The sequence below is a fragment of the Alishewanella sp. WH16-1 genome (assembly GCF_001441695.1).
GTDB lineage: Bacteria > Pseudomonadota > Gammaproteobacteria > Enterobacterales > Alteromonadaceae > Alishewanella > Alishewanella agri.
This window is the reverse complement of the sequence record NZ_LCWL01000101.1, coordinates 23,708-48,156: the sequence shown is the minus strand read 5'-3', so window position 1 is coordinate 48,156 and position 24,449 is coordinate 23,708. Positions and strand designations below refer to the sequence as shown.

Here is a 24,449-nt window from a genome sequence, read left to right as displayed (position 1 = left end):
TGTAACGCTTCAGCTGATAATAAAAGGTAGATTGGGGCGAGGCACAAAAGCTCAACCCTGGATCCGGAATTTTGTTAAGATACCGCCGAAAAGGCGAAATTGCGAGGAGTCCTGATGTCCCCATTAATGAGTAAACCAAAATTACGCTGGGCCTGCCGCCGTGGCATGCTGGAGCTGGACGTATTATTAGCGCCCTTTGTTGAGGAAGGCTATGACGCGCTGAACGAGCAGCAAAAGCGAGATTTTGAACGCTTACTGGCCTGTGATGACCCGGATTTGTTCGCCTGGTTTATGGGACATGCCCGTTCGACGGATAGCGCCATTCAGGCGTTAATTGAGCTAATTGTTAATCGTGTCCGGGTCTAGTCTGGCATTAAAGCCTTCCAAGTGGCGCTGCAGGGCTCTGCTATTAGCCGCGGCGCTGTTGGCTTTATTATTTTTGCTGCTCCCCTTAACGGCAGAGCGCTATCTGCCAGCCTGGCTGGTTTTAACTGCCTGGTTTTATTTGCTATGGCAACTGGCACAGCAACCCCTGACTGCCACTATGCTACAGCTCAACACCAAGGGCGAGTTACGTTGGTTTGCCGGCAATTTACCGGCTGGGCAATTGCAGCCCGATTACTTACTCAGTCGCTATGCACTGCAGCTTAGCTGGCGTGATCAAGAGGGCAAGAGCTGGCGGCGCTGGCTGTTTGCCGACCAAGTTAGTGACGCAGATTACCGGGCCCTGGCCCGGCAGATCAGAATGTTGCAATGGCAGCAAACCACTTCAGCCCGCTCTGACTGGCGTTAGGATACTGGGGCGGCTGTCGCTCAGTTGCTCGGGATAGTCCAAATTATAATGTAAGCCACGGCTTTCTTTGCGCTGCATGGCACAGCGGATAATCAGTTCTGCAACCTGTACCAGATTACGCAATTCCAGTAAGTTATGGCTGACTCGGAAATGACTGTAGTAGTCCTGGATTTCCTGTTGTAACAACTCAACTCGATGCAGCGCCCGCTCCAGCCGTTTGTTGGTGCGGACTATGCCAACATAATCCCACATAAAGAGTCTGAGTTCATGCCAGTTGTGGGTAATCACGACCTCTTCGTCTGAATTACTGACCCGGCTCTCATCCCAGGCCGGGATCGGTGGTGGCGTATTGGCGAAAGGGAGCTGTGCCAGAATATGCCTGGCGGCGGCTTGCGCAAAGACGATACACTCTAAAAGAGAGTTAGAGGCCATGCGGTTGGCACCATGCAAACCGGTATAAGCCACTTCGCCAATCGCATACAAAGCAGTTAAATCGGTCTGGCCGTGCAGATCGGTCATCACTCCGCCGCAGGTATAATGCGCGGCCGGCACCACTGGGATTGGCTCTTTGGTAATATCGATGCCGACACTAAGACACTTGGCATAAATCGTTGGAAAGTGTTCGATAATAAAATCTTTTGGCTGGTGACTAATATCCAGCCAAACAGATTTGGCACCGAGGCGCTTCATCTCAAAATCAATAGCTCTGGCCACAATATCACGCGGTGCCAATTCTGCGCGTGGATCAAAATCCGGCATAAAGCGGCTGCCATCCGGACGTTTTAAATAGGCACCTTCGCCACGCATCGCTTCGGTAATCAGAAAATTCGGTGCTGCCGGATGGTACAGACTGGTCGGATGGAACTGGTTAAATTCCATATTGGCAACACGACAACCGGCACGCCAGGCCATCGCAATACCATCACCACTGGCAACGTCGGGATTGCTGGTATAAAGATAAACCTTGCTGGCACCGCCGGTCGCTAATGCAACCGCCTGGGCCCGTACCGTTTCCACCCGGGCCGCCGTTTTATTCCAGACATAAGCGCCGTAGCAGCGGTTTGGATCCAAGCCCAGTTTTTTACCGGTAACCAAATCGATAGCGTTAAAATTTTCCAGTAAGGTAATATTGGGATGCTGTTTGACCTGTTCAACCAGAGTAATCTGCACGGCTCGCCCGGTGGCATCAGCTGCATGCAGAATGCGGCGGTGGCTATGACCGCCCTCGCGCGTCAGATGGTATTTCATACTACCATCACTGTCCTGATATTGATCGAACGGCACCCCCTGAGCAATTAACCATTCCATCGCAGCTTTAGCATGGGCGGCGGTAAATTCCACGGCTTGTTGCTCGCACAGGCCGGCACCGGCAATCAGCGTATCATTGACATGGGAGGCAATACTGTCGTTTTCATCAAACACCGCGGCAATACCGCCCTGGGCATACAGCGTTGAACCCTCGCGCAGTGGGCCTTTACTCAATACCAGCACTTTACAGTGCTCTGCTAATTGAATGGCCAGCGATAACCCTGCAGCGCCGCTACCAATAATTAAAACGTCACAAAGATGTTCATTTGCCTGTGTCATACGATACACTTAACTCTTTATTGATGGCTTTGAAAAATGTGCAGAAACAGCCGGTTCTACCCGCAGTCAGCGGCTTGGGATCAGGTTATTCTAGCCTTTTTGTCATATTAAGCAGAACTATTTATTCAGCTTGCAGTCATAATCAGTACGCTTGACTGGCGCCACTCGTGAACAATACCTAATGCATTATAGGGGCAGGCTCAAAGAATGAGCGAGCAAGAATTAGATTGGCAGATTGTCCAGCGTGTACAACAAGGGGATAAAGCCGCTTTTAACGTGCTGGTGAAAAAATATCAGCACCGGATTGCGAACTTAATTTCGCGTTATGTCTCTAATCACGGAGATGTTGCTGATGTCGCACAGGAAGCCTTTATTAAAGCCTATCGCGCTATTCCGGGCTTTCGAGGTGAGAGTGCATTTTATACCTGGTTGTATCGTATTGCGGTAAATAGCGCCAAAAACTATCTGGTGGCAAATAATCGAAAGCCGCCGGCCAGTGATGTGGATGCCGAAGAGGCAGAATATTTTGAGGGTAGCGATGCCCTGAAAGAGCAGGATTCTCCGGAGCGGTTGTTGTTGTCGGAAGAAATCCGCCATGTGGTGTTCGGGACTATTGAAAAATTACCGGACGAGTTACGCACTGCTATTACGCTGCGTGAACTTGAAGGGTTAAGCTACGAAGAGATCGCAGAAGTGATGGATTGTCCGATTGGTACAGTACGCAGTCGGATTTTCCGGGCTCGAGAAGCGATAGACGCCCAGCTCAAACCCTTGGTGGGTTAGGCGAAGCCAAGCACGTAAGTTGACAGGAACCTTTATGTTGTCAGAAAAGCAGGAGTGGCTGTCACAAGCCGCAGATAATCAGCCGTTAACGGCCGCGCAGCTCGATACACTGCTGCAGCAGCCTGAACAGCAGAAAACCCTGGAACGCTATCAGTTGATCGGCGCTGTGATGCGCAACGAAGCAGACAGTGTGTTGCCTGTTGATTTTACTGCGCAATTTGTCGCGCAGTTAGAACAGGAGACGACTTATCAGCTCCAATCGCAGGCCGGCTTACTCAGTCGTATTAAACAAAGCTGGCAACAGGCGGCTAATGCGCAGTGGTTAAAACCAGCAGCACAAGGCGCCATCGCCGCAGGTGTGGCGCTGGTTGCAGTCTTTGGCGTGCAGCAGTACCAACAGCCGTTGGAGCAGGAATTTAACCTGCCATCGCCAGTGCTGCAAACCCGGCCGGTAGCGGGTTTTGCGACGCCGGTTAGCTTAAGCCAGACGTCAGTTGAGAGCCGGTTTGCCGAGCAGGAACAACAAGCCATGCTGGAACAGCAACGTCGTTTACAAGCCTTGTTACAGGCACATCGTCAACAAGTACGCTTAGTAGAGCAGACCACTGAACCAGAACAGGAAAAACGCGAGCCCTGATGATGAAACTGCTGGTCGGCCTTTGTTGTAGCGCCTTGTTGTTAATTGCCCTGCCACTTCGGGCCGATGAAGCAGGCTGGGCATTGTTAGAGCGGGTGCAGCAGAGCGTCCGTCAACGTAACTTCGATACGTCTTTTGTCATCCTCAAAGGCAACCAGGTCGAGTCATACCGCTGGTTGCACGGGCGGGAGCAGGATGCTGAAATTGAGCACTTGATTCCGATGTTTGCCGAAGGGGTAGACATCCTACGCCGCAATGAGCAGGTATATTATCTGCTTAGCGAACGTCCCTCATTGGTTACTCATAGCCAGAATATAAAAGAACTCCCTGCATTGTTGTATCAGCCGCCGTCTCGCTTGCGGCAACTCTACAATGCGGTGCTGGGCAGTGCGTCGATGGTCGATGGGCGCAGCGCCCAGCTATTGCGCTTGTCGGCAACCTCCGCAGAACGTTATCACTACTGGTTGTGGGTCGATGCTGAAACCGGTTTTCCACTGCGCATCGACACTATCGCTGAACAAAATGGTACGCAAAATCTGGCGCTGGAAATCTGGCAGGTCACGCATCTGCGGATGACGGCTGATATGCCTGACACTTTACTGCAGCTTTTACAGATTGAATTGCCTGATTCTTCGACAACGCAATACCCACCGGCAGTCAATACCCTGCACCGGTTAAACTGGCTGCCTGAGGGTTATCAGGTAGTAGCTGATCCGGTACAAATCCCGCAGTTGCAGCCGGAGATCCAGAGCTATTGGTTACTGAGCGATGGGTTACATCATATTTCAGTCTTTGTGCAACCCGGACATCGCCTGCCAGAGCAAGCTTACCGTGATGGTGCCCTGACGATTTATGTGCAATCCGGCCCGGCTCAGGATGTCACCGTCATCGGTCCGGTAAAGGTAGAAACCGCTCAGCGTCTGGCTGCCTCGGTCAGCCAACAGTAGGTCGATTATGGTTGAAGAAATTGCGACAGTGATAGCGACCGAGAGCGATGGCGTTTGGTTGACCACGACACCGGCTGGTAGTTGTAATAGCTGTCAGGTTAGCGGCGATTGTGGAACAGGTATTGTTGCCAAGACCCTGACGCCGCGCCAGCGTCGTTTTTTCGTGAAAAGTGCCTTGCCGTTATTGCCCGGTGAGCAGGTTAGGATTGGCGTAGCAGAACAGGGATTAGTGACGGCGGCACTGCTGGTATATTTGTTACCACTACTATTAATGATCGCTAGTGTCACGCTGTTACATACGCTGTGGCAACTCGCTGAAGTCTGGTTGCTGTTGGCTGCCGTAATAGCGCTGTACAGCGGTTTTCGCCTGGCCAAACACTACGACCAACGGTTACAGCACCTGGAGTCGGTGCAAATCCTGCAGGTATTGCCGCAGCTATCGGTACGCAGTGACTAACAACTATCCAGCGCTTGCAGCAACAAACATAGCAAGCGGCAGCCGGATAGAGTACAATTCGCGCTAATTTCAGTACTAACCCGCATTGTCTCCAATTGTCGACAGGCCCAAGAGGCCCGGAGCCGGTGGCCGTGCACTCAGTTTTTTTGCGGATAAGATGCCTAAACTCGACCATATCAGAAACTTTTCTATTATCGCCCATATCGACCATGGTAAATCGACTCTGTCAGATCGGTTAATTCAATACTGTGGTGGTCTTAGTGATCGCGAGATGCAACAGCAGGTGCTGGATTCGATGGATCTGGAGCGCGAGCGCGGTATTACCATTAAAGCGCAAAGCGTTACCCTGCATTATCAGGCTGATGACGGTAACACCTACCAGCTGAATTTTATCGATACACCGGGCCACGTTGACTTTACCTATGAAGTCAGCCGCTCGCTGGCTGCTTGTGAAGGTGCGTTGCTGGTAGTCGATGCGGGGCAAGGCGTAGAAGCGCAAACCGTAGCTAATTGCTATACCGCGCTGGAGATGAATCTTGAAGTGTTGCCGGTATTAAACAAAATCGATTTACCGCAAGCGGATCCGGATCGGGTATCAGAAGAAATTGAAGATATTATCGGTATCGAAGCGGTAGGAGCAGTGCAGTGCTCTGCGAAAACCGGTCTGGGGATCAAGGATGTGCTGGAAACGATCGTTAAGAAGATCCCACCACCAGAGGGCGAGCCTGAAGCGCCGACTCAAGCTTTGATTATTGACTCCTGGTTTGACTCCTATCAGGGTGTGGTATCTCTGGTGCGGGTCAAGCACGGCAGTATCAAAGCTAAAGATAAAATCAAAGTGATGTCGACCGGTCAAACCTATGAGGTAGACAAGGTGGGTGTGTTCAGCCCGAAAGCCACTAATACCGGTGAGCTGAAAACCGGTGAAGTAGGCTTCGTGATTGCCGGTATCAAAGAAATTAAAGGTGCGCCGGTTGGTGACACCCTGACGCTGGCCAAAAATAGCGCCGACAAACCACTGCCAGGTTTTAAACGGATTAAACCGCAGGTATACGCCGGCGTCTTTCCGGTTTCCAGTGATGATTACGAAGATTTTCGGGATGCACTGGCTAAGCTAAGCCTGAATGACTCATCGTTATTCTATGAACCGGAAAACTCTGGTGCTTTGGGTTTTGGTTTCCGTATTGGTTTCCTCGGCATGCTGCATATGGAAATCATTCAGGAACGGCTGGAGCGCGAATACGATCTGGATTTGATTACCACTGCGCCGACGGTAGTCTACGAAGTGGTGAAAAAGAACGGTGAAGTGGTGATGGTGGATAACCCCAGCGCCTTGCCAGCGGTAAATGACATCGATGAAATTCGCGAACCTATCGTGGAAGCGCATATTCTGGTACCGCAGGAATATCTTGGTAACGTTATTACGCTTTGTATCGAAAAACGCGGTACCCAGGTCAATATGAGTTATCACGGCCGCCAGGTGGCAGTGGTGTATGAACTGCCAATGGCGGAAGTGGTGATGGACTTCTTTGACCGTCTGAAATCAACCAGCCGTGGTTATGCCTCATTGGATTACAGTTTTAAACGCTTCCAAACCTCTAACATGCAGCGGGTAGATATCCTGATTAACGGCGAGCGGGTCGATGCGCTGGCGATTATCAGCCATATTGACTTCGCGCAGGGCCGTGGCCGCGAGCTGGCAGAAAAACTGAAAGAGCTGATCCCGCGCCAGATGTTCGACATTGCGATTCAGGCCGCTATTGGTAACCACGTTATCGCCCGCACCACGGTGAAGCAGTTAAGGAAAAACGTATTGGCGAAGTGTTATGGCGGTGACGTCAGTCGGAAGAAAAAGCTGCTGCAAAAGCAGAAAGAAGGTAAGAAACGCATGAAGCAGGTTGGTAACGTTGAAGTACCGCAAGAGGCCTTCCTGGCGATTCTTAAAGTCGGAAAATAACAAGGACCTTTAATGGCTGGCTATTTTGCAATTTTATTAGTACTGCTTACGCTAAGTTTTGGTTTGTTGTGGTTGCTGGATAAATATTATCTGGCACCAAGGCGTAAACAGTTATTAGAGCAGGCGCGGCAAGCTGCCAAAGGCAACCTGCCACCGGAAGCGGAACAAGAATTGCTGAAAGAGCCGGCAATTATTGAAACGGCCAAGTCGCTGTTTCCGCTAGTGGCAGCCATTACCCTGCTGCGATCTTTTTTGTATGAGCCATTTCAAATTCCATCCGGTTCGATGATGCCAACGTTGTTAGTGGGCGACTTTATTCTGGTAGAAAAGTACGCTTATGACGTCAAAGACCCGGTCTGGCGTAAAACGCTGTATCACAATGCCACGCCAGAGCGGGGCGATGTTGCGGTGTTCAAGTATCCACTGAATCCAAAAATTGACTATATTAAACGTGTCGTCGGTTTGCCGGGTGATCGGATTGTGTACCAGAATAAACAGCTCTTTATCGCTCAGGGTTGTGCTGAACCAGTACAGCCAGGCTGCGGTGAACTGGTTGCCGTGCCGATGACGTTTCAGGACGAAGGTGAGTTCTTTTTAGGCCCGATGCCGCAGCGCCGTTATCAGGAACAGCTGGGGGAAATTAGCCATCAGGTTCTGACGACTCCGATGAAACCGGAAGACTTCCGCAATTACTTCCGCCAGCGCGGCACTGACATTGAAGAATTTATTGTGCCGGAAGGTCATTACTTTGTCCTCGGTGATAACCGCGATAACAGCATTGATAGCCGGTTCTGGGGCTTTGTACCCGCAGATAATCTGGTGGGTAAGGCCGTCTTTATCTGGATGAGTTTTGAGTTTACTGAAGATCCGAATAGTTGGGTGCCAGGCTGGGTTCCGGTCGGTGTGCGCTTTGAACGTCTGGGGCCGATCCGGTAAGCCTGATGATGCAAAAAACGTTAAGCCCACTGATGAAAAAACTTGGCTATCAGTTCCAGCACATCAGTTTACTGGAACAGGCGCTGACGCATCGCAGTTGCAAAGGCCAGCACAATGAACGTTTAGAGTTTCTGGGCGATGCGCTGCTCGGTTTGATTATTGCAGAAGCTTTGTTTGCCCGTTTTCCGCAAACCCGGGAAGGGGATCTGACCCGGATGCGTTCTGCCTTGGTAAAAGGTGTCACTCTGGCTTCGATTGCGCAGGAGCTAGGTCTGTCAGACTTTTTGCGTTTAGGGCCTGGTGAGTTAAAAAGTGGTGGCTATCGTCGCGAGTCGATTCTGGCTGATGCCCTGGAAGCCATTTTAGGTGCCATCTATCTGGATAGTGGCATGGACGCTTGCAAGAGTCGGATCCTGGAATGGTTTGGACCGCGGCTGCAAGAGATAGCGCCGGGCCAGCAAAAAGACTCAAAAACCCAGTTGCAGGAATATCTGCAAGGGTTGCGCCTGCCGTTACCCGCTTACGATGTGATTGCCACCGCGGGTGAAGCGCATCAACAAACCTTTACCGTGCGCTGTACTGTGCCGGGGAAGGCTCCTATTACCGCGACCGGGTCATCCCGGCGCAAAGCGGAGCAGGATGCTGCTGCGCTGGCTTTGGAACAGTTAAAACATGACCGTTAGTCCTTCTACTTTTGCCGGCCTGGTGGCCATTGTTGGCCGCCCGAATGTCGGTAAATCGACGCTGCTGAATAAGCTGGTGGGGCAAAAGGTTAGTATCACCTCAAAGAAACCACAAACCACCCGCCACCGCATTGTGGGTATTGATACCGAAGCACAGTACCAGGCGGTATTCGTTGATACGCCGGGCTTGCATATCGATGAAAAACGCGCGATCAACCGTTTGATGAACAAGGCGGCGGCAACCTCGATCCTGGACGTCGAGTTTGTATTGTTCGTGGTAGAAGGGACCCGCTGGCATGACGATGATCAGATGGTGTTAAACAAGCTGATTGCGTCCAAGAAGCCAGTGATCCTGGTGGTGAATAAAGTTGACCTGTATAAAGATAAAGCCGAGTTACTACCGCACTTACAGTGGCTGGGCAGTCAACTGGATTTTCTGGATGTGGTGCCGTTGTCCGCTGAAAGCGGCGATAACGTTGCAGCGCTGCGCAAAGTGGTGCAGCAACACCTGCCACCCTGCGAGTTTTTATTTCCGGACGATTACGTCACGGACCGTTCGCAACGCTTTATGGCTGCCGAAATCGTCCGCGAAAAACTGATGCGCTTTCTCGGTGATGAACTACCGTACTCGGTGACGGTAGAAATTGAACGCTTTAAGTGGGAAGAAAAGCATTTTCATATCGCCGCCTTGGTGTTGGTCGAGCGGGAGAGTCAAAAGCGGATGGTGATTGGCAATAAAGGCGAGCGCTTAAAGCAAATTGCCACTGAAGCCAGACTGGATATGGCCGCGATGTTAGAGGCTCCGGTATTTCTGCAAATTTGGGTTAAAGTGAAAACCGGCTGGGCAGACGATGAGCGCGCCCTGCGTAGTCTGGGTTACGGCGAAGATTAATGCAATTATGGACGCTAGCCTGGTGCCTGCTTATATCTTGCACAGCCGTCCTTACCAGGAAAATAAGTTATTGCTGCAATTATTGTTGCCGGAGTTGGGGCGGGTCAGTGCCGTTGTCCGGCGGCGTAGCGGTAAACAACATCGCGCGTTACAACCTTTCCAAGCCTATTTAATCAGCCTGAGCGGTCGAAGCAACCTGAAAACAGTGTCGCAACTGGAGGAACAGGCCAGTGCTTACCCCTTCAATGGCCGGGTCCTGTTTAGCGCCCTCTACCTGAATGAGCTACTGTGCCGGCTGTGGCCCGCAGATCTGGGCTCAGACAATCTGTTTCAGCTCTATCAGCGTACCTTGCAGCAGCTGGCGCGGAATAACGCCGATAACAGCCTGGAAGTGGTGTTGCGGCAATTTGAATTTGCACTGCTGGCCGAATTAGGGCAACTGCCCGAGCTGGCGCTGGATGCGCACGCGGCACCCTTAACCGCCAGCGCTTATTATCGCTTGGTGTCAGAGCAAGGCTTGGTCGCCAGCGAACAGGGTTGGCCGGGTAGCGCTTTATTAGCGATTGCCGCTGCAGACTGGCAACAAGCAATAACTTTGAAAGTCGCTAAGCAGTTAAGCCGGCAGCTATTAGCGCCGCTGCTTGGCGACAAACCTTTAACCAGCCGGGCGTTGTTTCAACAGTTCAAGACGCCCGTGGCTACCTCTCGGAGTGAAGAATGACTGCAATCTATCTTGGCGTAAATATCGACCATATCGCAACGGTGCGTAACGCCCGTGGTACGGCTTATCCCGAGCCGGTACATGCCGCTTTAATGGCTGAGCAGGCCGGTGCTGATGGTATCACGGTGCATTTACGGGAAGATCGGCGGCATATTATTGACCGCGATGTGTTTATCTTGCGCGAAACTATCGGTACCCGGCTGAATTTTGAGATGGCGGTGACCGAAGAAATGCTCGGTATTGCCGGCAAATTAAAACCCCATTTTAGCTGTCTGGTACCGGAGAAGCGCGAAGAGTTAACGACTGAAGGCGGGTTGGAAGTTGCTGGTCAGCTCAGTAAAATCCGTGCTGCCGTGCAGCAATTACAAGCTGACAACATTCTGGTGTCATTATTTATCGACGCGGATAAAAAACAAATTGATGCGGCGGCAGAAGTCGGTGCACCCTTTATTGAAATACATACCGGTCACTATGCCGAAACCAGTGGTGCGGTACAGCAAGCTGAATTAAAGCGGATTGCAGAGGCTGCCGCCTATGCCAGCTCACTCGGCATTACCGTTAATGCCGGCCATGGCCTGCACTACCACAATGTGCAGCCGATCGCCGCTATTCCAGAAATGTACGAGCTGAATATCGGCCATGCAATTATTGCCCGGGCACTATTTAGTGGCTTAGGGCCAGCCGTATCTGAAATGAAGCGGCTGATGGTTGAGGCGCGCCGCTAATGCCGATCCGCGGCCTGGGAACGGATATCGTAGCAATTGAGCGGATTGCCACTAGTCTGCAAAAAAGCCCACGGTTGATCGAACGGGTACTTACGCCCTTTGAACAGCAATGCTTTGCTGAGTTAAATCAGCCAGAACGCTATTTTGCCAAACGTTTTGCGGCAAAAGAAGCAGCGGCAAAAGCGCTGGGTACTGGCATTGGTCGTGGTATCTCGTTCCAGCATTTTGAAGTTCGTAACGACGCCCAGGGTAAGCCAGAGCTCTTTCTCAGTGGCCGCGCTGCCGAATTGGCAGCAGAGCTGGGGGTTACTGCACTCTGGCTGAGTATCAGTGATGAGCAGGCTTATGCCTGTGCAACAGTGATACTGGAGGCCTGAGCGGGGGGCGATGTAATATTGGCGGTTTTTAGTAGGCCTAGTACATCCTCCAGCTCAGACAACTCTGGTGCCAACGACTTGATAGCCACACCTTTTTTCAGCTGTGTTTCCAGGGCTTCCAATAAATTTTTCAGGCGTGGCACGCCGGTATAGCAACAGGCGCCATGTAGTTTATGCAGCGCGTGCAACAATAGCTGCTGATCATTATCAGTCAGTGCTTGTTCAATCTGCTGTTCGGCTTGTGGCAGAGATTGTACTAACAGCTGCAGCATCTCCTGTGCCAAATCCGCTTTGCCTGCCGCACGCATCAAGGCTGCTTCCCAATCGATCAGGGGCGTAGCTTGGGGGGCAATCTTTAACGCTGGGGCCTGGTTGCGTGTCAGCTGACAGAACTCCTGTAGCGTAAAGTGCAGCATTTGTTCATCAAGTGGTTTGGTTAAGAATTCATTAAAACCCAGACTGAGTAAGCGAGCGCGCTCACCATCCATCGCATGAGCCGTTACCGCGATAATTGGCGTGTGTTCGTTTAACGAGCTTTGGCGGATGCGCTGGCAGGCGGTAATCCCGTCCATCACTGGCATATTAATATCCATAAAGATGATGTCGTAGACGTGCTGGGTGGTTTTTTGCCAGGCTTCAGCGCCATCATGTGCCGAGTCGAGTTCCTGCACCCGTTCGCGCAGTAAGGTATTAATTAATTTCAAATTGGCTTCGTTATCATCTACCGTCAGCACCCGCAGGGCGCCACGCAGCATCAGCTCTTTTGCCGGACCAGATGGCGTTGGCAAGCTATAAGGTTGGGCTAGAGCCAGAGCCAGTTTACGCAAATGTGCCGGTTTGGGTAAACAGGCTGTTGCGCCTGAGCTCAGCAATACCTCGCGCAGATTTGGTGACAAGGTATTGACCAGCAGGTAAACATACTGGCAAGGCTGCCGTAACTGCTGCACCAGAGCAATAATTTCATTTACCTGATTGATGGCAACAGCCCGGCCAATCAGGCCGATATCATAGTGTTGTTCACGACTCACCGCTTGCTGTAACTGCCCTTTGGTCGCACAAGCCGTAACCTGCATGCCCCAGCTGTTCAGTAATTGCAAGGTGGCTTCACGCGAATATTGCTGCGGTTCAAAGTACAGCACGGTTTTATTTTCCAGCTGAGCCAGCGGCAGCGCCTCGGCCACGGTAATAGGGTGCTTCAGACATTTCAGGGTGAACCAGAAAGTAGAGCCTTCACCCAGTTTACTGTCGAAGCCGATATTGCCCTGCATCGCTTGCACCAGCCGTTTACTGATTAACAACCCGAGGCCGGAACCACTTTGTTGATCATGTTGTTCAGTAATAGTCACACCGTCAAACAAACGACTCTGCTTATCTTCACTGATACCCCGACCGGTGTCTTTGACCGAAATATGTAAATTGAACTGCTCTTCCGACAGGGCGGTGGCACTGACGCGGATCACCACACTGCCGTGCTCGGTAAATTTGATGGCGTTACCCGCAATATTCATTAGCACCTGAGTCAGGCGGGCCGGGTCAACCACCACATCATCCGGGCAACCGGGCTCAAACAGCAACACCAACTCCAGTTGTTTATCAAAAGCGTTAGCCGCTAACAGCTCGACTGCATCATTAAACAGATCTCGTAGCGACACCGGCTCCGGGTTAATCGCCATTCGTCCCTCTTCCAGCCTTGAAAAATCTAGTACATCATTGACCAGATTCAACAGGCTGTTAGCCGATTTTTGAATAGTATGCAGGTAGTCGCCCTGATTGGGCGTCAGCGGCGTTTTTAACAGCTGGCGGGTAAAGCCGATTACCGCATTCAGTGGCGTACGCAATTCATGACTCATTTTGGCCAGAAAATCTGACTTTTGGCGGTTATCATCCAGCGCCTTGCGCTTGGCAAATTCCAGTTGAATATTCTGGATTTCCAGCTGCTCCATACTCTGCTGTAAATCGCTGGTCACCTGCTCAATATTTTGTTGCATCTCCTGTTCAAGGGTACTCAGGCGCTTTGCTAATAACAACATGCTGTGCTGCAATTGTTCCAGCTCTAAAATCCCCAACGGGTAATGCCGCAACCGGTATTCGCCATCCAGTAATTGTTGGAGCTGACGCTTTAAGCGACGTTGGGCACCGAGCTGTTTTTGCACCATCAGTAACGCTAATACGATAGCCAATAGCACAATGCCGCCAACCAATAGCGTGGTATGCAGCATATTGATCTGCTGTTGCAGCGCTACCGGCGCTTGTTGCATCGCCAGTAACAAATAGCCCGGCTCTTCGTCTAATAACGGATTGGTCTTTAACAGCGGCTGATAAACCAGCAGTTTATCCGGCAGGTTGTGATAGGTGATCTGGACATTATCCGGACGCTGTTGATGTATGGACTCGTTGCTCAAGTCTTGTTGACTGTTACTGGTATAGAGTAGCTGACCATCAGCGTTAAACAGTGAAATACTGATAACCTGAGGTGAATTCAGACGGTGAGCGTGTTCCAGCAGTAATTGTACGCCCCGGCTTTGCTGTTGTGGCAGTAACTGTTGGCTGCTGATCGCCAGCGGTAAGGCGATATTGGCCGCATGCTCACGTAAATGACGCTGCATTTCCTGCTGTTGTTGGTAATTAAAATAGAAACCCAACACACTGCCAACCAGTAATGTTGGTAGCACGACAGATAAAATTAACCAGAGGCGTAAACCTATTTTCGGCATTGGCAGTTCGCATTTATTACAATTCAGCTCCGCCGTGTCATAATGACATATCGAACGCGAAAAACCTATAAGACCCCATAAGATGGTAAGCCTGTATAAAGCCAAAGCGAAACCAAGCCGCCTTGGCCAGCAAATTAAGTTGCAAATCGACAATCTGGACTATGAAGCTAACGGTATCAGCCGTTATCAGCAAAAAATTGCTTTTGTCAGTGGTGCTCTGCCGGGTGAGCAGGTGCTGGCCAGTGTTACTGAAGATAAAGCCGAATATTTAAAAGCCCGTACCATTAAAGTGCTTCAACAGAGCGCGGATCGGGTTGAACCTTTTTGTCCGAGTTTCACGCGCTGTGGTGGTTGCCAGTTGCAATACCTGAGTGCGGAGCAACAGCGCTTATATAAGCAGCAAGGAGTACAGGCGCTACTTTGCCATCAGTTAGGCTTGCAGACTTTACCCTGGCAGCCAATGCTAAGCGCCGCTGACCGACATTACCGGCGCAAAGCGCGCATCGGGCTGTGGTATGACAAAAAACAACGTCAACTTACCGTGGGTTTTCGCCAGGCAGGCAGTAAGCAACTGGCTGAGGTAACACATTGTGATGTGTTGGCAGCGCCGCTACAGCCCATTTTTGCCAGCTTAAAACAGGTTGTGCCAAGGTTAAGTCGACCCGAGTCGGTGACGCACGCTGAAGTGATTCTGGCCGACGAGCAGCCAGTTGTGGTGATCCGCCATGTCGCCGCCTTGACGGCAGCTGAGCAACAAGCCTTTGTCAGCGTTTGGCCAGATGCCAGCTGGTATAGTGAAGCTGAGCCTGGAAAATTTACCAGCTGGCAAAATGCCGACCAGCCACTGCGCTATACCCTGGCAGAGCAGGGAATTAGCTTAGAGTTTGCCGCCGATGATTTTATTCAGGTTAACACTGACGTCAATCAGTTACTGGTCAGTCAGGCTGTCGCCTGGCTGGCTCCGACCGCCGAAGATACGATTCTCGATCTGTATGCCGGCATGGGTAACTTTAGTCTGGCGCTGGCGAAAAGTGCTAAATTAGTGCATGGCGTGGAAGGCTTGTCCAAAATGGTGCAACAGGCTACTGAGAATGCGCAATTAAATCAGCTGCAAAATGTGCATTTCTGGCAAGCTGATTTACATCTTCCCTGGGGCAAAACCGCCTGGAACCAGCCAATCTATCAAAAAGTGCTGTTAGATCCGGCCCGAGCCGGTGCTGAGGGGGCAGTAAAACAGCTGTTGGTACTGAAACCGGCACAGATATTGTACGTCTCCTGTAACCCGGCTACCTTCGCCCGCGATGCGAAGGTGCTGCTGGCAGCCGGCTATCAGTTGCAAAAACTGGCTGGGGTAGATATGTTTCCGCATACCGCGCATTTGGAACTTATGGCGTTGTTCAGTCGTCAATAGCCTGAGACTCGCCGGGGCACTAGCAGAGGAAAAAACATGGTCAGGGTACGTCAGTCACACAGTCATGGTTATCACGGTGGCGAAACCTTTGAATGGTTGTGCTCGCTGGGCTTGACGGAAAAAAAGATTGAATCGCTGCTCGACACTGCGACCTGGTTGAAACAATTACAGCTGGATGATGATAATCCGCAAGTGCGTACCGGTTGGGATATGGTTGAGATCCTGGCAGAGTTGCGTATGGATCAGGACTCTCTGGTTGCGGCCTTATTATTTCCGGTTTTTGAAGCCAATTTACTGAGCTTACCGACGATTGAAGATCAGGTTAACCCTGCAGTATCAGGTTTGTTAACGTCCGTGCAGCAGATGGCTGCGATCCGCACCATTCCGTTGAGTGTGCGTCAGAATAACGATGGTCAGCAAGCGGATACGCTACGCCGGATGTTGTTGGCGATGGTCGAAGACGTGCGGGCCGTGGTGATTAAACTGGCTGCGCAAATCTGTTATTTACGTGATGTCAAAAATGCGGATGAAGAAACCCGGGTATTGGCGGCGAAAGAGACCAATGCCATCTTCGCGCCGCTGGCCAACCGGCTGGGAATTGGTCAGTTAAAGTGGGAGTTGGAAGATCTGGCGTTCCGTTATCTGCATCCGCAAACCTATAAGCAAATCGCCAGCCTGTTGGAAGAGCGGCGCCTGGATCGCGAGCAGTATATGCAGGAGTTCGTTGCCAGCGTACGGCAAAAAATGCAGGATGCCAATTTACAAGCCGAAGTGTATGGCCGGCCAAAGCATATTTTCAGTATCTGGAAAAAGATGCAGAAGAAGCAGCTGTCTTTTGATCAGCTGTACGATATCCGGGCCGTGCGGATTGTTACCGAACGGGTTCAGGATTGTTATGCTGCACTCGGGTTAGTGCATACTAGCTGGCGCCATCTGCCAAAAGAATTTGACGACTACATCGCCACACCAAAACAAAATGGTTATCAGTCGATCCACACCGTGGTATTGGGACCACAGGGCCGGCCGATTGAAATTCAGATCCGCACCCGGCAGATGCACGAAGATGCTGAGCTGGGAGTGGCAGCACACTGGCGTTACAAAGAGGGCGCCACGGCTGGTCGTACTGCCGCTAACGATGAAAAAATAGGTTGGTTACGTAAGTTGCTGCAATGGCAGGAAGATCTGGCAGAAGGCACGGATCTGGTAGAAGAACTACGTAATCAGGTGATTGAAGATCGGGTCTATGTGTTTACCCCCAAGGGTGACATTGTTGATTTGCCAATGGGATCAACGCCGCTGGATTTTGCTTACTATATCCATTCTAACGTCGGGCATCGCTGTATTGGCGCCAAAATCTCCGGCCGCATTGTACCCTTTACTTATCAGCTAAAAACCGGCGATCAGGTTGAAATTTTAACTGGCCGCGAACCTAACCCGAGTCGTGACTGGCTAAACCCGAATTTGGGCTATCTGAAATCGAGCCGCGCCCGCTCGAAGGTACAATACTGGTTCCGGTTACAGGATCGTGATAAAAATCTGGCAGCCGGCCGCGAGTTGTTGGATGCTGAATTATCGCGACTTAATCTGGTGCTGGAGCATCCGACGAAAGTTATTGCTCGCTTTAATGTGAATAGCATGGACGAGTTACTGGTCGGCATTGGTGGCGGAGAGATCAAGGTCACCCAGGTGGTGCACTTTATTCAAAGCCAGCAACCCAAGCATGAGTTGCCGGAAATTGACCCACGCTTGAAAACCAAGCCACTGTCACAAAACAAAGCCAAGAGTGATGTGATAGTGCAAGGCGTCGGTAACTTACTGAGCCATATGGCCGGTTGCTGTCATCCGCTGCCGGGCGATGCCATTATCGGCTATATCACTCAGGGCCGCGGTATCGCCATTCACCGCGATGACTGTGAACAGTTTAAACTGCTGCAGGACGCTCAGCCTGAGCGGGTGGTCGAAGCCACCTGGGGCGATAAGTATGCCTCCGGCTATGAGGTGGATATCCGTATCGTCGCGCATGACCGTAATGGCTTGTTGCGAGACATCACCAGCATCCTGGCGAATGAAAAAGCTAACGTCACTAAGATGAGCAGCAGTTCGGATATTAAAGAGCAAACGGCGGTCATCAATATGACGATGGAGCTGTATAATCTGGACTCGCTGAACAAACTGCTGAGTAAAATCAGTCAGATTGACGATGTTATTGAAGCCAAACGCTTTCATCATTAGGAATTTTTGTGGCAGCACCGATACAACGCTTACTGGATATTATGAGCACCCTGCGCGACCCTGAACGGGGCTGTCCGTGGGATCTAAAGCAAAACTACGCCAGCATTGTGCCCTACACTCTGGAAGAGGCCTACGAAGTCGCCGATGCCATTAACCGGCAAAGCTTTACTGAGCTAAAAGATGAACTCGGTGATTTGCTGTTTCAGGTGGTGTTTTATGCCCAGCTGGCCAAAGAAGATGGCCATTTTCAGTTTAATGATGTAGTCGACAGTATCAGCACTAAGCTGGAGCGGCGGCATCCGCATGTATTTGCTGATGCTGCAGGCGCTGTGAATGCCAATAGCGCTGAGCAGGTACTGCAGAACTGGGAAGCGCTGAAAAGTGCCGAGCGCCAGCAGCAGGGCCAGCACAGTGTGCTGGATAATATTCCGCAGAGTTTGCCGGCATTAAGCCGGGCCAATAAGCTACAAAAACGTTGCGCCAATGTTGGTTTTGACTGGCCGGACGTGCAGGGCTGCTGGGATAAAGTTAAAGAGGAGATCCTCGAAGTGGAGCAAACTGCCAGTGACAGCCCCGAACTGGCAGAAGAGTTGGGTGATCTCATGTTTGCGCTGGTCAATGTGGTGCGCAAACACAAGCTGGATCCGGAAGCGGTATTGCGTGCGGCCAATAGCAAATTTGAACGGCGCTTTCGCGCGGTAGAACAGGCGCTGGCAGCCGCGGGGAAAACGCCGGCCGACAGTGATCTGGCAGAGATGGACACGCTATGGCAACAGGTCAAACAAGATCCCCCCTAATACTGGTATTGGCAGCCGGCTTAGAATAAACCGCAAACTACAGCGCTTTTGATTGAGCGCCGCCTTGCCCTTTGCTATACTTTTCTCCCGTCCTGATACCAAACGCTCTTTACCTTAGCTGTACTGTTGCCAGTATTGGCATTACCGCTTTTGGCATGGTGATTTGGTCTAATCTTTCTTACTGTGTGTCTGGGGTCTTATGGCGACAAGATATATCTTCGTGACGGGTGGGGTAGTCTCATCTTTGGGTAAAGGCATAGCAGCAGCGTCGCTGGCGGCAATCTTAGAGGCCCGTGGCCTGAAGGTAACCATCCTGAAGCTGGACCCTTATATTAACGTTGACCCGGGCACCATGAGTCCTATTCAGCACGGTGAAGTATTTGTGACTGAAGATGGCGCCGAAACCGATCTGGATTTAGGTCATTACGAGCGCTTTATCCGTACCAAAATGAGTAAACTGAACAACTTTACTCAAGGCCGGATCTACGCTGATGTGCTGCGCCGTGAGCGTCGTGGTGACTATCTGGGGGCAACCATCCAGGTCATTCCACATATCACCAACGAAATTAAACACCGTGTGGTACAGGGTGCAGAAGGCTTCGATATTGCCATTGTCGAAATTGGTGGCACGGTCGGCGATATTGAATCCTTACCTTTCCTGGAAGCCATCCGGCAACTTGGCACCGAAGTCGGTCGTGAGCGCACGCTCTATATGCACCTGACGCTGGTGCCTTACCTGGGTACAGCCGGTGAAATCAAAACCAAGCCAACCCAACACTCGGTAAAAGAGCTGCGTTCAATTGGGATCCAGCCGGATATTCTGGTCTGCCGCTCTGACCGTGCGATTCCCAACAATGAAAAGGCGAAAATTGCGCTCTTTACCAATGTTGAAGAAAAAGCCGTTATTTCATTAAAAGACGTCTCCAGCATTTATCAGATCCCGGCGTTATTAAAGTCACAGAGCCTGGACGATCTGGTCTGTCGTCGCTTCCATATCGACGCACCACAGGCTGATTTGGCCGAGTGGGAGCAGGTGCTGTATCAGGAGTCGAATCCAACCGGCGAAGTGACCATTGGTATGGTCGGTAAATACGTCGAGTTGCCGGATGCTTATAAGTCAGTAAATGAAGCGCTGGGCCACGCTGGTCTGAAAAACCGTTTAACGGTGAATATTAAATATATCGACTCGCAGGATGTCGAAAGCAAAGGCACCGCAGTGCTGGCGGGCCTGGACGGTATTCTGGTGCCGGGCGGCTTTGGTGAGCGTGGTGTTGAAGGTAAGATTTTAGCAGCGAAGTATGCCCGCGAACAAAAGGTACCTTACCTGGGAATTTGTCTGGGCATGCAGGTCGCGCTGATTGAATATGCGCGCAATGTTGCCGGTATGCCGGGTGCACACTCGACCGAATTTAACAAAGCTACGCCTTATCCGGTGGTCGGTTTGATCACGGAATGGCGTGATGCCGATGGTTCAGTGGAAGTGCGCAACGATGAATCTGATCTGGGTGGGACTATGCGCCTGGGCAGTCAGAACTGTAATCTGAAAGACAAGACCAAGGCGCGTGAGATCTACGGTAAAGCTGTGATCCAGGAGCGGCACCGCCACCGCTACGAAGTGAATAACCATTTACGACCAAAATTAGAAGAAGCCGGGCTGGTGGTTTCGGGCTTATCAGCGGATAACCAGCTGGTTGAGATGATCGAAATTCCTACTCACCCCTGGTTTGTCGCCGGGCAATTCCACCCGGAATTTAACTCGACACCACGGGATGGCCACCCGCTGTTTCAGAGCTTTGTCGCTGCGGCGCATCAGTATCAGAAACAGCAACGCGTATAACGGATCTGAAGCCGTGCGCTAAGGCACGGCTTTTTAGTTTTTAACAGGGGACTTAAGACTATGTCAGCAATTGTCAAAATTATCGCCCGCGAGATTATGGATTCACGCGGCAATCCAACCGTTGAGGCCGATGTGTATCTGGCCAGTGGTGCTATGGGTCGCGGCTGCGCACCTTCAGGTGCCTCGACCGGCTCACGTGAAGCGCTGGAGCTGCGTGATGGCGATAAAAGCCGTTATTTAGGCAAGGGTGTTACCAAAGCCGTGGCCAATATCAATGGTCCAATCCAGAGCGCGCTAATTGGCAAAGATGCTTATCAGCAAGCGGCTATTGACCAGCTGATGATTGAGCTGGATGGTACCGAGAGCAAATCTAAGCTGGGTGCTAACGCTATACTGGCGGTATCACTTGCGGTTGCCCGCGCTGCGGCAGCGGATAAAAAGATCCCATTGTACCAGCACATTGCCGATCTGAACGGTACTCCTGGCGTATACAGCATGCCAGTGCCGATGATGAATATTATCAATGGTGGCGAGCACGCCGATAACAACGTTGATATTCAGGAATTTATGGTGCAGCCGGTTGGTGCCAAAACGTTCGCTGAAGCCCTGCGGATGGGTGCGGAGATCTTCCACAGCTTGAAGAAAGAATTGCAAAAACGTGGCCTGAACACCGCAGTGGGTGATGAAGGTGGTTTTGCCCCGGATCTGAAATCTAACGAAGAAGCCCTGACCGTGATCGTGGAAGCGGTTAAAGCCGCAGGCTACGAAATGGATAAAGACGTGACGCTGGCGCTGGACTGTGCGGCCTCTGAATTCTATAAAGACGGTAAGTACGTGCTGGGCGGCGAAGGGAAGAGTTTTGATTCCTATGGTTTTAACGACTTCCTGGCCGGTTTGACACAGCGTTTCCCGATCGTCTCAATTGAAGATGGTCTGGACGAGTCAGACTGGGATGGCTGGAAAGATCTGACTAACAAAATTGGTAGCAAGGTGCAGCTGGTCGGCGATGACTTGTTTGTCACCAACACCAAGATCCTGACCCGCGGTATTGAGCAGGGTATTGGTAACTCCATTCTGATCAAGTTTAACCAAATCGGCTCGCTGACCGAGACGCTGGCAGCTATCAAGATGGCAAAAGATGCTGGCTTTACCGCAGTGATTTCACACCGTAGCGGTGAAACCGAGGATGCCTTTATTGCTGATTTAGCAGTGGGTACCGCTGCCGGTCAAATTAAAACCGGTTCACTGTGCCGCTCGGATCGGGTTGCTAAGTACAACCAGTTACTGCGGATTGAGCAGGAACTGGGTGCCAAAGCACCATATAAAGGCCGCAGCGAAATCAAAGGTCAGTAATTGACGGTGATAGGGCCACATTCGTGGCCCTTTTTGATCCAGTGCAGCAAGACGCCGGCAGGGAGTTGTTATAATCTAAATTTCAACTTGTTGTCTAAGGTAACACCATGAAACTCGTACTTGGTATTTCGCTCTGTCTATTGATGCTGCTGCCCGTTATCGGCCACTCACAGCAGCGATTGATTGCCGAAGTTGATCTAACGCTGATTAAGATCGAGGGATTGCAACTGGGTATGACGCAGCAGCTGGTCCGCAATCTACTGCAGCAGCGTTACAATACGGAAGGGAATTCACAATTTCTGCGTGCGGGAGTGCAATGTGATAAACAGCAGTGCACGGCCACTGCGGTAGGTGCGGAGCTGCAGGAACTGTTACAGGTTCAGTTTAACGCCAGCGGTGAATTAAACTGGCTGGTGTTACAACGGCGCTATCAAGGTGGTAGTTCACCGGAGGAATGCTTAAGCCAGGCTGAGCAACAAATCGATAGCTTACGTCAGCAATACAGCCCGGACAACGCGCAGCGACGCTATCGTCAGCATAGTGTCAGTTTACTGCTGAACAAAACCGGCTATCCGCAGCCGGCTGAGAATAGTTTGCATGGTTTCCGGGCACAAATAAAATGCGATCCTTTGGCTAAGGGGGCAGCTGAAGCCGAGTTTGAACTGCGCGACCAAAGCTGATGATTCAGCTAGTCAACTTTAACCCGACAATCCCCAGTAAGATCAGCAAAATACTGACAATTTTCCACAAACTTAAGCTTTCGTCAAACAGCCAGGCACCAAAGATTACCGTACCGACAACGCCGATACCAACCCAGACTGAGTAAGCTACTCCGAGTGGCAGGGTACGCAAGGCGTGCCCCAGTAATACAAAACTGGCGATCATCGCGCTCAGCGTAATAATGCTGGGCCAGGGTTTAGTAAAACCCGCCGTATATTTCAGGCCAACAGCCCAGACGATTTCCAATAAGCCGGCGAGCAATAAAATAAGCCATGCCATAACACTAACCTCTTGTTATGGGGCCGTCCCCGGATGAGAGAATGCACTGGGGTCGTCCCCAGGCAGACGCTAGTTTAGCAAAAGTCAGAGCCGGGTTCAGCTAATCTCCGCCAAATGACTTTGCAAGTGCAAATAGTGCACACTGTAATATTGTGCCTTAGTCAGGCTACCATAGGCAAAATGCGGTGCTAGCGGGCCTTGCCAGTTGATAAATTGTTGCAGCTCAAAAGTCAGCTCATGCAGTGCCACATCATTCGGTAGTTCCGGGATTAACGCCGGCGCGCCAGGTATGGGTTGATCCAGTGGGTGATGCATACTGCCGGTCGCAGCAAATAAATTGAGTGCCAGTTTGCCGGCAGTATTTTGGAATAACGCGGAATAGGCTTGCGGGTAACCGCTGATCGAATAGCGGATACTCTGGGCGCAGTGCTGCAAAATCTCGCTGACAGTCCAACTGCCCGAACTTCGCAAGGCGTCAGGCTTCAGCGCCCGTAATTGTGTCAGTAAGTGCTGTAACGGATAGGGCCGGATGGTCGCGGTAAGTTTGGCGCCAAGTACCACCACGATCGGGGTCCAGGCAGCCGCGGTAAGAAATTGACGTCGATTCATGCAGCTTTTGGCAAAAAGGGTTCAGGCCGTTAAACTAGCCTTTTCTGTGGGAGTCGTCCAGTATCGTGTCTGAGAATCTTTCATTATGGCAAAGTTATCGCCGGGCCTTGTTACGGCCTGCGGGCGTCCGCAACAAGGCGCTGCTATTGGCACCTTAGCCGGCCATTTATCTGCCCGGACAAGCGCAGCTGACCAGCGCGCTATTGGATAATGGTCAGCAGCCGTTTCGGTTAATGCAAGGCGCTCAGCAAAAACCCGTACTTAGCGGCGATATTTTACCGATTTAGGCTTTTACAAAAATTGAGCGATTGGCTAACATCGCAGCTATGACCATGACACCCGATGCCCAGCCACATTTTTGGCAAGTAAGTCCGGATAACCAGACTTATACTGAACTCTGTAACGCTTTATATGAGCGCGAATTGCTGCGGCTGTCACAAATTACGCCGGCGGAGCTTGCCAGCTTACCAAAGCGCCTGGCCAGTTTACCCTTCTATATCAGGCGGGCTGCCAGCAGTATAGTACGATACCAACACGAGCTACAGCTGGATAGTCAGAATGCCTCCTGGTATGGCCGGCAGTTAAGTCAATGTCCGGCGAATAAACAGCAAGCTGAGCCGATAGTCCGTTTCTACCATAAAGCCGCCAAGCCCGGCTTAATTGTGCCGGTGTATGTCGAAGATAAAACGCTGGAACAGATTAGGCTGGATAGCGTTGATGAAGTCGATCCGGAACAACAGCGGTTGCATTGTAATCAGTCAGGTTGGTTTAGTTACAGTGGTATGCCGCTGCAGGCGGAAAATAGCCACTGTTTTTTACTCAAGCCGGATAAAACCATGATGACCGCCGCCTGTTGTGGCCACCAGTGGCTGAATCGCCGCAAAACCGAGCCGCGATTGCTGACGCTGCGCGAGTTATTATTAGCCAGCCGCCTGAACTGGCGTAACTTTGCCCGACCACACAGTAACAAGATATAAGGCTTTGCAGTCGCCCTGACAGGCG

At 51.3% G+C, this 24,449-nt stretch carries 24 protein-coding genes; 20 read left to right on the top strand and 4 right to left on the bottom strand.

The features are described from left to right. Positions 1-114: 114 nt before the first annotated feature. Together AAY72_RS10215 and AAY72_RS10210 are read left to right on the top strand one after the other, a co-directional pair. Positions 115-366 (top strand): succinate dehydrogenase assembly factor 2, encoded by a 252-nt coding sequence (locus tag AAY72_RS10215; RefSeq protein WP_040291641.1) that lies wholly within the window; start codon positions 115-117, stop codon positions 364-366. Further along, positions 353-793 (top strand): protein YgfX, encoded by a 441-nt coding sequence (locus AAY72_RS10210; RefSeq protein WP_255355961.1) that lies wholly within the window; start codon positions 353-355, stop codon positions 791-793. The genes AAY72_RS10215 and AAY72_RS10210 overlap by 14 nt, the downstream gene beginning before the upstream one ends. Here the strand turns inward: AAY72_RS10210 and nadB are convergent. Beyond that, positions 770-2,380: an L-aspartate oxidase gene (gene nadB, locus AAY72_RS10205; protein WP_008984384.1), complete on the bottom strand. Its 1,611-nt coding sequence runs from the start codon at positions 2,378-2,380 to the stop codon at positions 770-772. The genes AAY72_RS10210 and nadB overlap by 24 nt on opposite strands. A 207-nt stretch (positions 2,381-2,587) precedes the next feature. Here nadB and rpoE point away from each other — a divergent pair, with 207 nt between their 5' ends. The 11 genes from rpoE (at position 2,588) to acpS (ending at position 11,495) form a co-directional block, all read left to right on the top strand. Then, positions 2,588-3,163 (top strand): RNA polymerase sigma factor RpoE, encoded by a 576-nt coding sequence (rpoE, locus tag AAY72_RS10200; protein ID WP_008984383.1) that lies wholly within the window; start codon positions 2,588-2,590, stop codon positions 3,161-3,163. A gap of 34 nt (positions 3,164-3,197) precedes the next feature. Continuing rightward, positions 3,198-3,800, top strand: coding sequence for a sigma-E factor negative regulatory protein (locus AAY72_RS10195; RefSeq protein WP_057787292.1), 603 nt, complete (start codon positions 3,198-3,200; stop codon positions 3,798-3,800). After that, a complete protein-coding gene (locus AAY72_RS10190; RefSeq protein WP_008984381.1) occupies positions 3,800-4,747 on the top strand; it encodes a MucB/RseB C-terminal domain-containing protein in 948 nt (315 codons plus the stop codon). Before AAY72_RS10195 ends, AAY72_RS10190 begins: the two co-directional genes overlap by 1 nt. A 7-nt stretch (positions 4,748-4,754) precedes the next feature. Further along, a complete protein-coding gene (locus tag AAY72_RS10185; RefSeq protein WP_008984380.1) occupies positions 4,755-5,204 on the top strand; it encodes a SoxR reducing system RseC family protein in 450 nt (149 codons plus the stop codon). Between the two features lie 157 nt (positions 5,205-5,361). Next, a complete protein-coding gene (gene lepA / locus AAY72_RS10180; protein WP_008984379.1) occupies positions 5,362-7,161 on the top strand; it encodes a translation elongation factor 4 in 1,800 nt (599 codons plus the stop codon). Between the two features lie 12 nt (positions 7,162-7,173). After that, positions 7,174-8,097: a signal peptidase I gene (lepB, locus tag AAY72_RS10175; RefSeq protein ID WP_008984378.1), complete on the top strand. Its 924-nt coding sequence runs from the start codon at positions 7,174-7,176 to the stop codon at positions 8,095-8,097. A gap of 8 nt (positions 8,098-8,105) precedes the next feature. Further along, on the top strand, positions 8,106-8,780 hold the full coding sequence (gene rnc, locus AAY72_RS10170; protein WP_169313477.1) for a ribonuclease III: 675 nt from the start codon (positions 8,106-8,108) through the stop codon (positions 8,778-8,780). Next, entirely contained in the window at positions 8,770-9,672 is a 903-nt protein-coding gene (gene era / locus AAY72_RS10165) for a GTPase Era (RefSeq protein WP_057787290.1), read from the top strand. The genes rnc and era overlap by 11 nt, the downstream gene beginning before the upstream one ends. After that, positions 9,632-10,393, top strand: coding sequence for a DNA repair protein RecO (recO, locus tag AAY72_RS10160; protein WP_231728948.1), 762 nt, complete (start codon positions 9,632-9,634; stop codon positions 10,391-10,393). The genes era and recO overlap by 41 nt, the downstream gene beginning before the upstream one ends. Then, positions 10,390-11,118, top strand: a complete 729-nt coding sequence (pdxJ, locus tag AAY72_RS10155) for a pyridoxine 5'-phosphate synthase (protein WP_057787288.1) — start codon at positions 10,390-10,392, stop codon at positions 11,116-11,118. Before recO ends, pdxJ begins: the two co-directional genes overlap by 4 nt. Beyond that, on the top strand, positions 11,118-11,495 hold the full coding sequence (gene acpS / locus AAY72_RS10150; protein WP_057787286.1) for a holo-ACP synthase: 378 nt from the start codon (positions 11,118-11,120) through the stop codon (positions 11,493-11,495). The genes pdxJ and acpS overlap by 1 nt, the downstream gene beginning before the upstream one ends. Here the strand turns inward: acpS and AAY72_RS10145 are convergent. Next, positions 11,462-14,209 (bottom strand): response regulator, encoded by a 2,748-nt coding sequence (locus AAY72_RS10145; RefSeq protein ID WP_057787284.1) that lies wholly within the window; start codon positions 14,207-14,209, stop codon positions 11,462-11,464. The genes acpS and AAY72_RS10145 overlap by 34 nt on opposite strands. Before the next feature lie 82 nt (positions 14,210-14,291). On the opposite strand from AAY72_RS10145, the gene rlmD reads away from it, so the two are divergent. From rlmD to AAY72_RS10115, 6 genes are all read left to right on the top strand, one after another. After that, positions 14,292-15,620 (top strand): 23S rRNA (uracil(1939)-C(5))-methyltransferase RlmD, encoded by a 1,329-nt coding sequence (gene rlmD / locus AAY72_RS10140; RefSeq protein WP_057787282.1) that lies wholly within the window; start codon positions 14,292-14,294, stop codon positions 15,618-15,620. A gap of 36 nt (positions 15,621-15,656) precedes the next feature. Continuing rightward, positions 15,657-17,852 carry a GTP diphosphokinase gene (gene relA / locus AAY72_RS10135; protein ID WP_008951305.1) on the top strand — a complete coding sequence of 732 codons (2,196 nt, stop codon included), beginning with the start codon at positions 15,657-15,659 and terminating at the stop codon, positions 17,850-17,852. 8 nt (positions 17,853-17,860) lie between these two features. Further along, positions 17,861-18,649: a nucleoside triphosphate pyrophosphohydrolase gene (gene mazG, locus AAY72_RS10130; protein ID WP_057787280.1), complete on the top strand. Its 789-nt coding sequence runs from the start codon at positions 17,861-17,863 to the stop codon at positions 18,647-18,649. A gap of 199 nt (positions 18,650-18,848) precedes the next feature. Beyond that, entirely contained in the window at positions 18,849-20,486 is a 1,638-nt protein-coding gene (locus AAY72_RS10125) for a CTP synthase (RefSeq protein ID WP_057787278.1), read from the top strand. A gap of 60 nt (positions 20,487-20,546) precedes the next feature. Then, the gene (gene eno, locus AAY72_RS10120) at positions 20,547-21,839 is read left to right on the top strand and encodes a phosphopyruvate hydratase (RefSeq protein WP_057787276.1); all 1,293 of its coding nucleotides are present in this window, start codon (positions 20,547-20,549) and stop codon (positions 21,837-21,839) included. Positions 21,840-21,946: 107 nt separating this feature from the next. Next, a complete protein-coding gene (locus tag AAY72_RS10115) occupies positions 21,947-22,519 on the top strand; it encodes a hypothetical protein (protein ID WP_057787274.1) in 573 nt (190 codons plus the stop codon). Positions 22,520-22,523: 4 nt separating this feature from the next. Here AAY72_RS10115 and sugE read toward each other — a convergent pair whose 3' ends face one another. Together sugE and AAY72_RS10105 are read right to left on the bottom strand one after the other, a co-directional pair. After that, complete coding sequence (gene sugE, locus AAY72_RS10110) at positions 22,524-22,838, bottom strand: quaternary ammonium compound efflux SMR transporter SugE (RefSeq protein WP_057787272.1); 315 nt, start codon at positions 22,836-22,838, stop codon at positions 22,524-22,526. Positions 22,839-22,934: 96 nt separating this feature from the next. Continuing rightward, complete coding sequence (locus AAY72_RS10105) at positions 22,935-23,447, bottom strand: DUF1569 domain-containing protein (RefSeq protein WP_057787269.1); 513 nt, start codon at positions 23,445-23,447, stop codon at positions 22,935-22,937. 326 nt (positions 23,448-23,773) lie between these two features. Between AAY72_RS10105 and AAY72_RS10100 the strand changes: the two genes are divergently transcribed. Next, positions 23,774-24,424, top strand: a complete 651-nt coding sequence (locus AAY72_RS10100) for a hypothetical protein (protein ID WP_231728947.1) — start codon at positions 23,774-23,776, stop codon at positions 24,422-24,424. Positions 24,425-24,449: the final 25 nt, after the last annotated feature.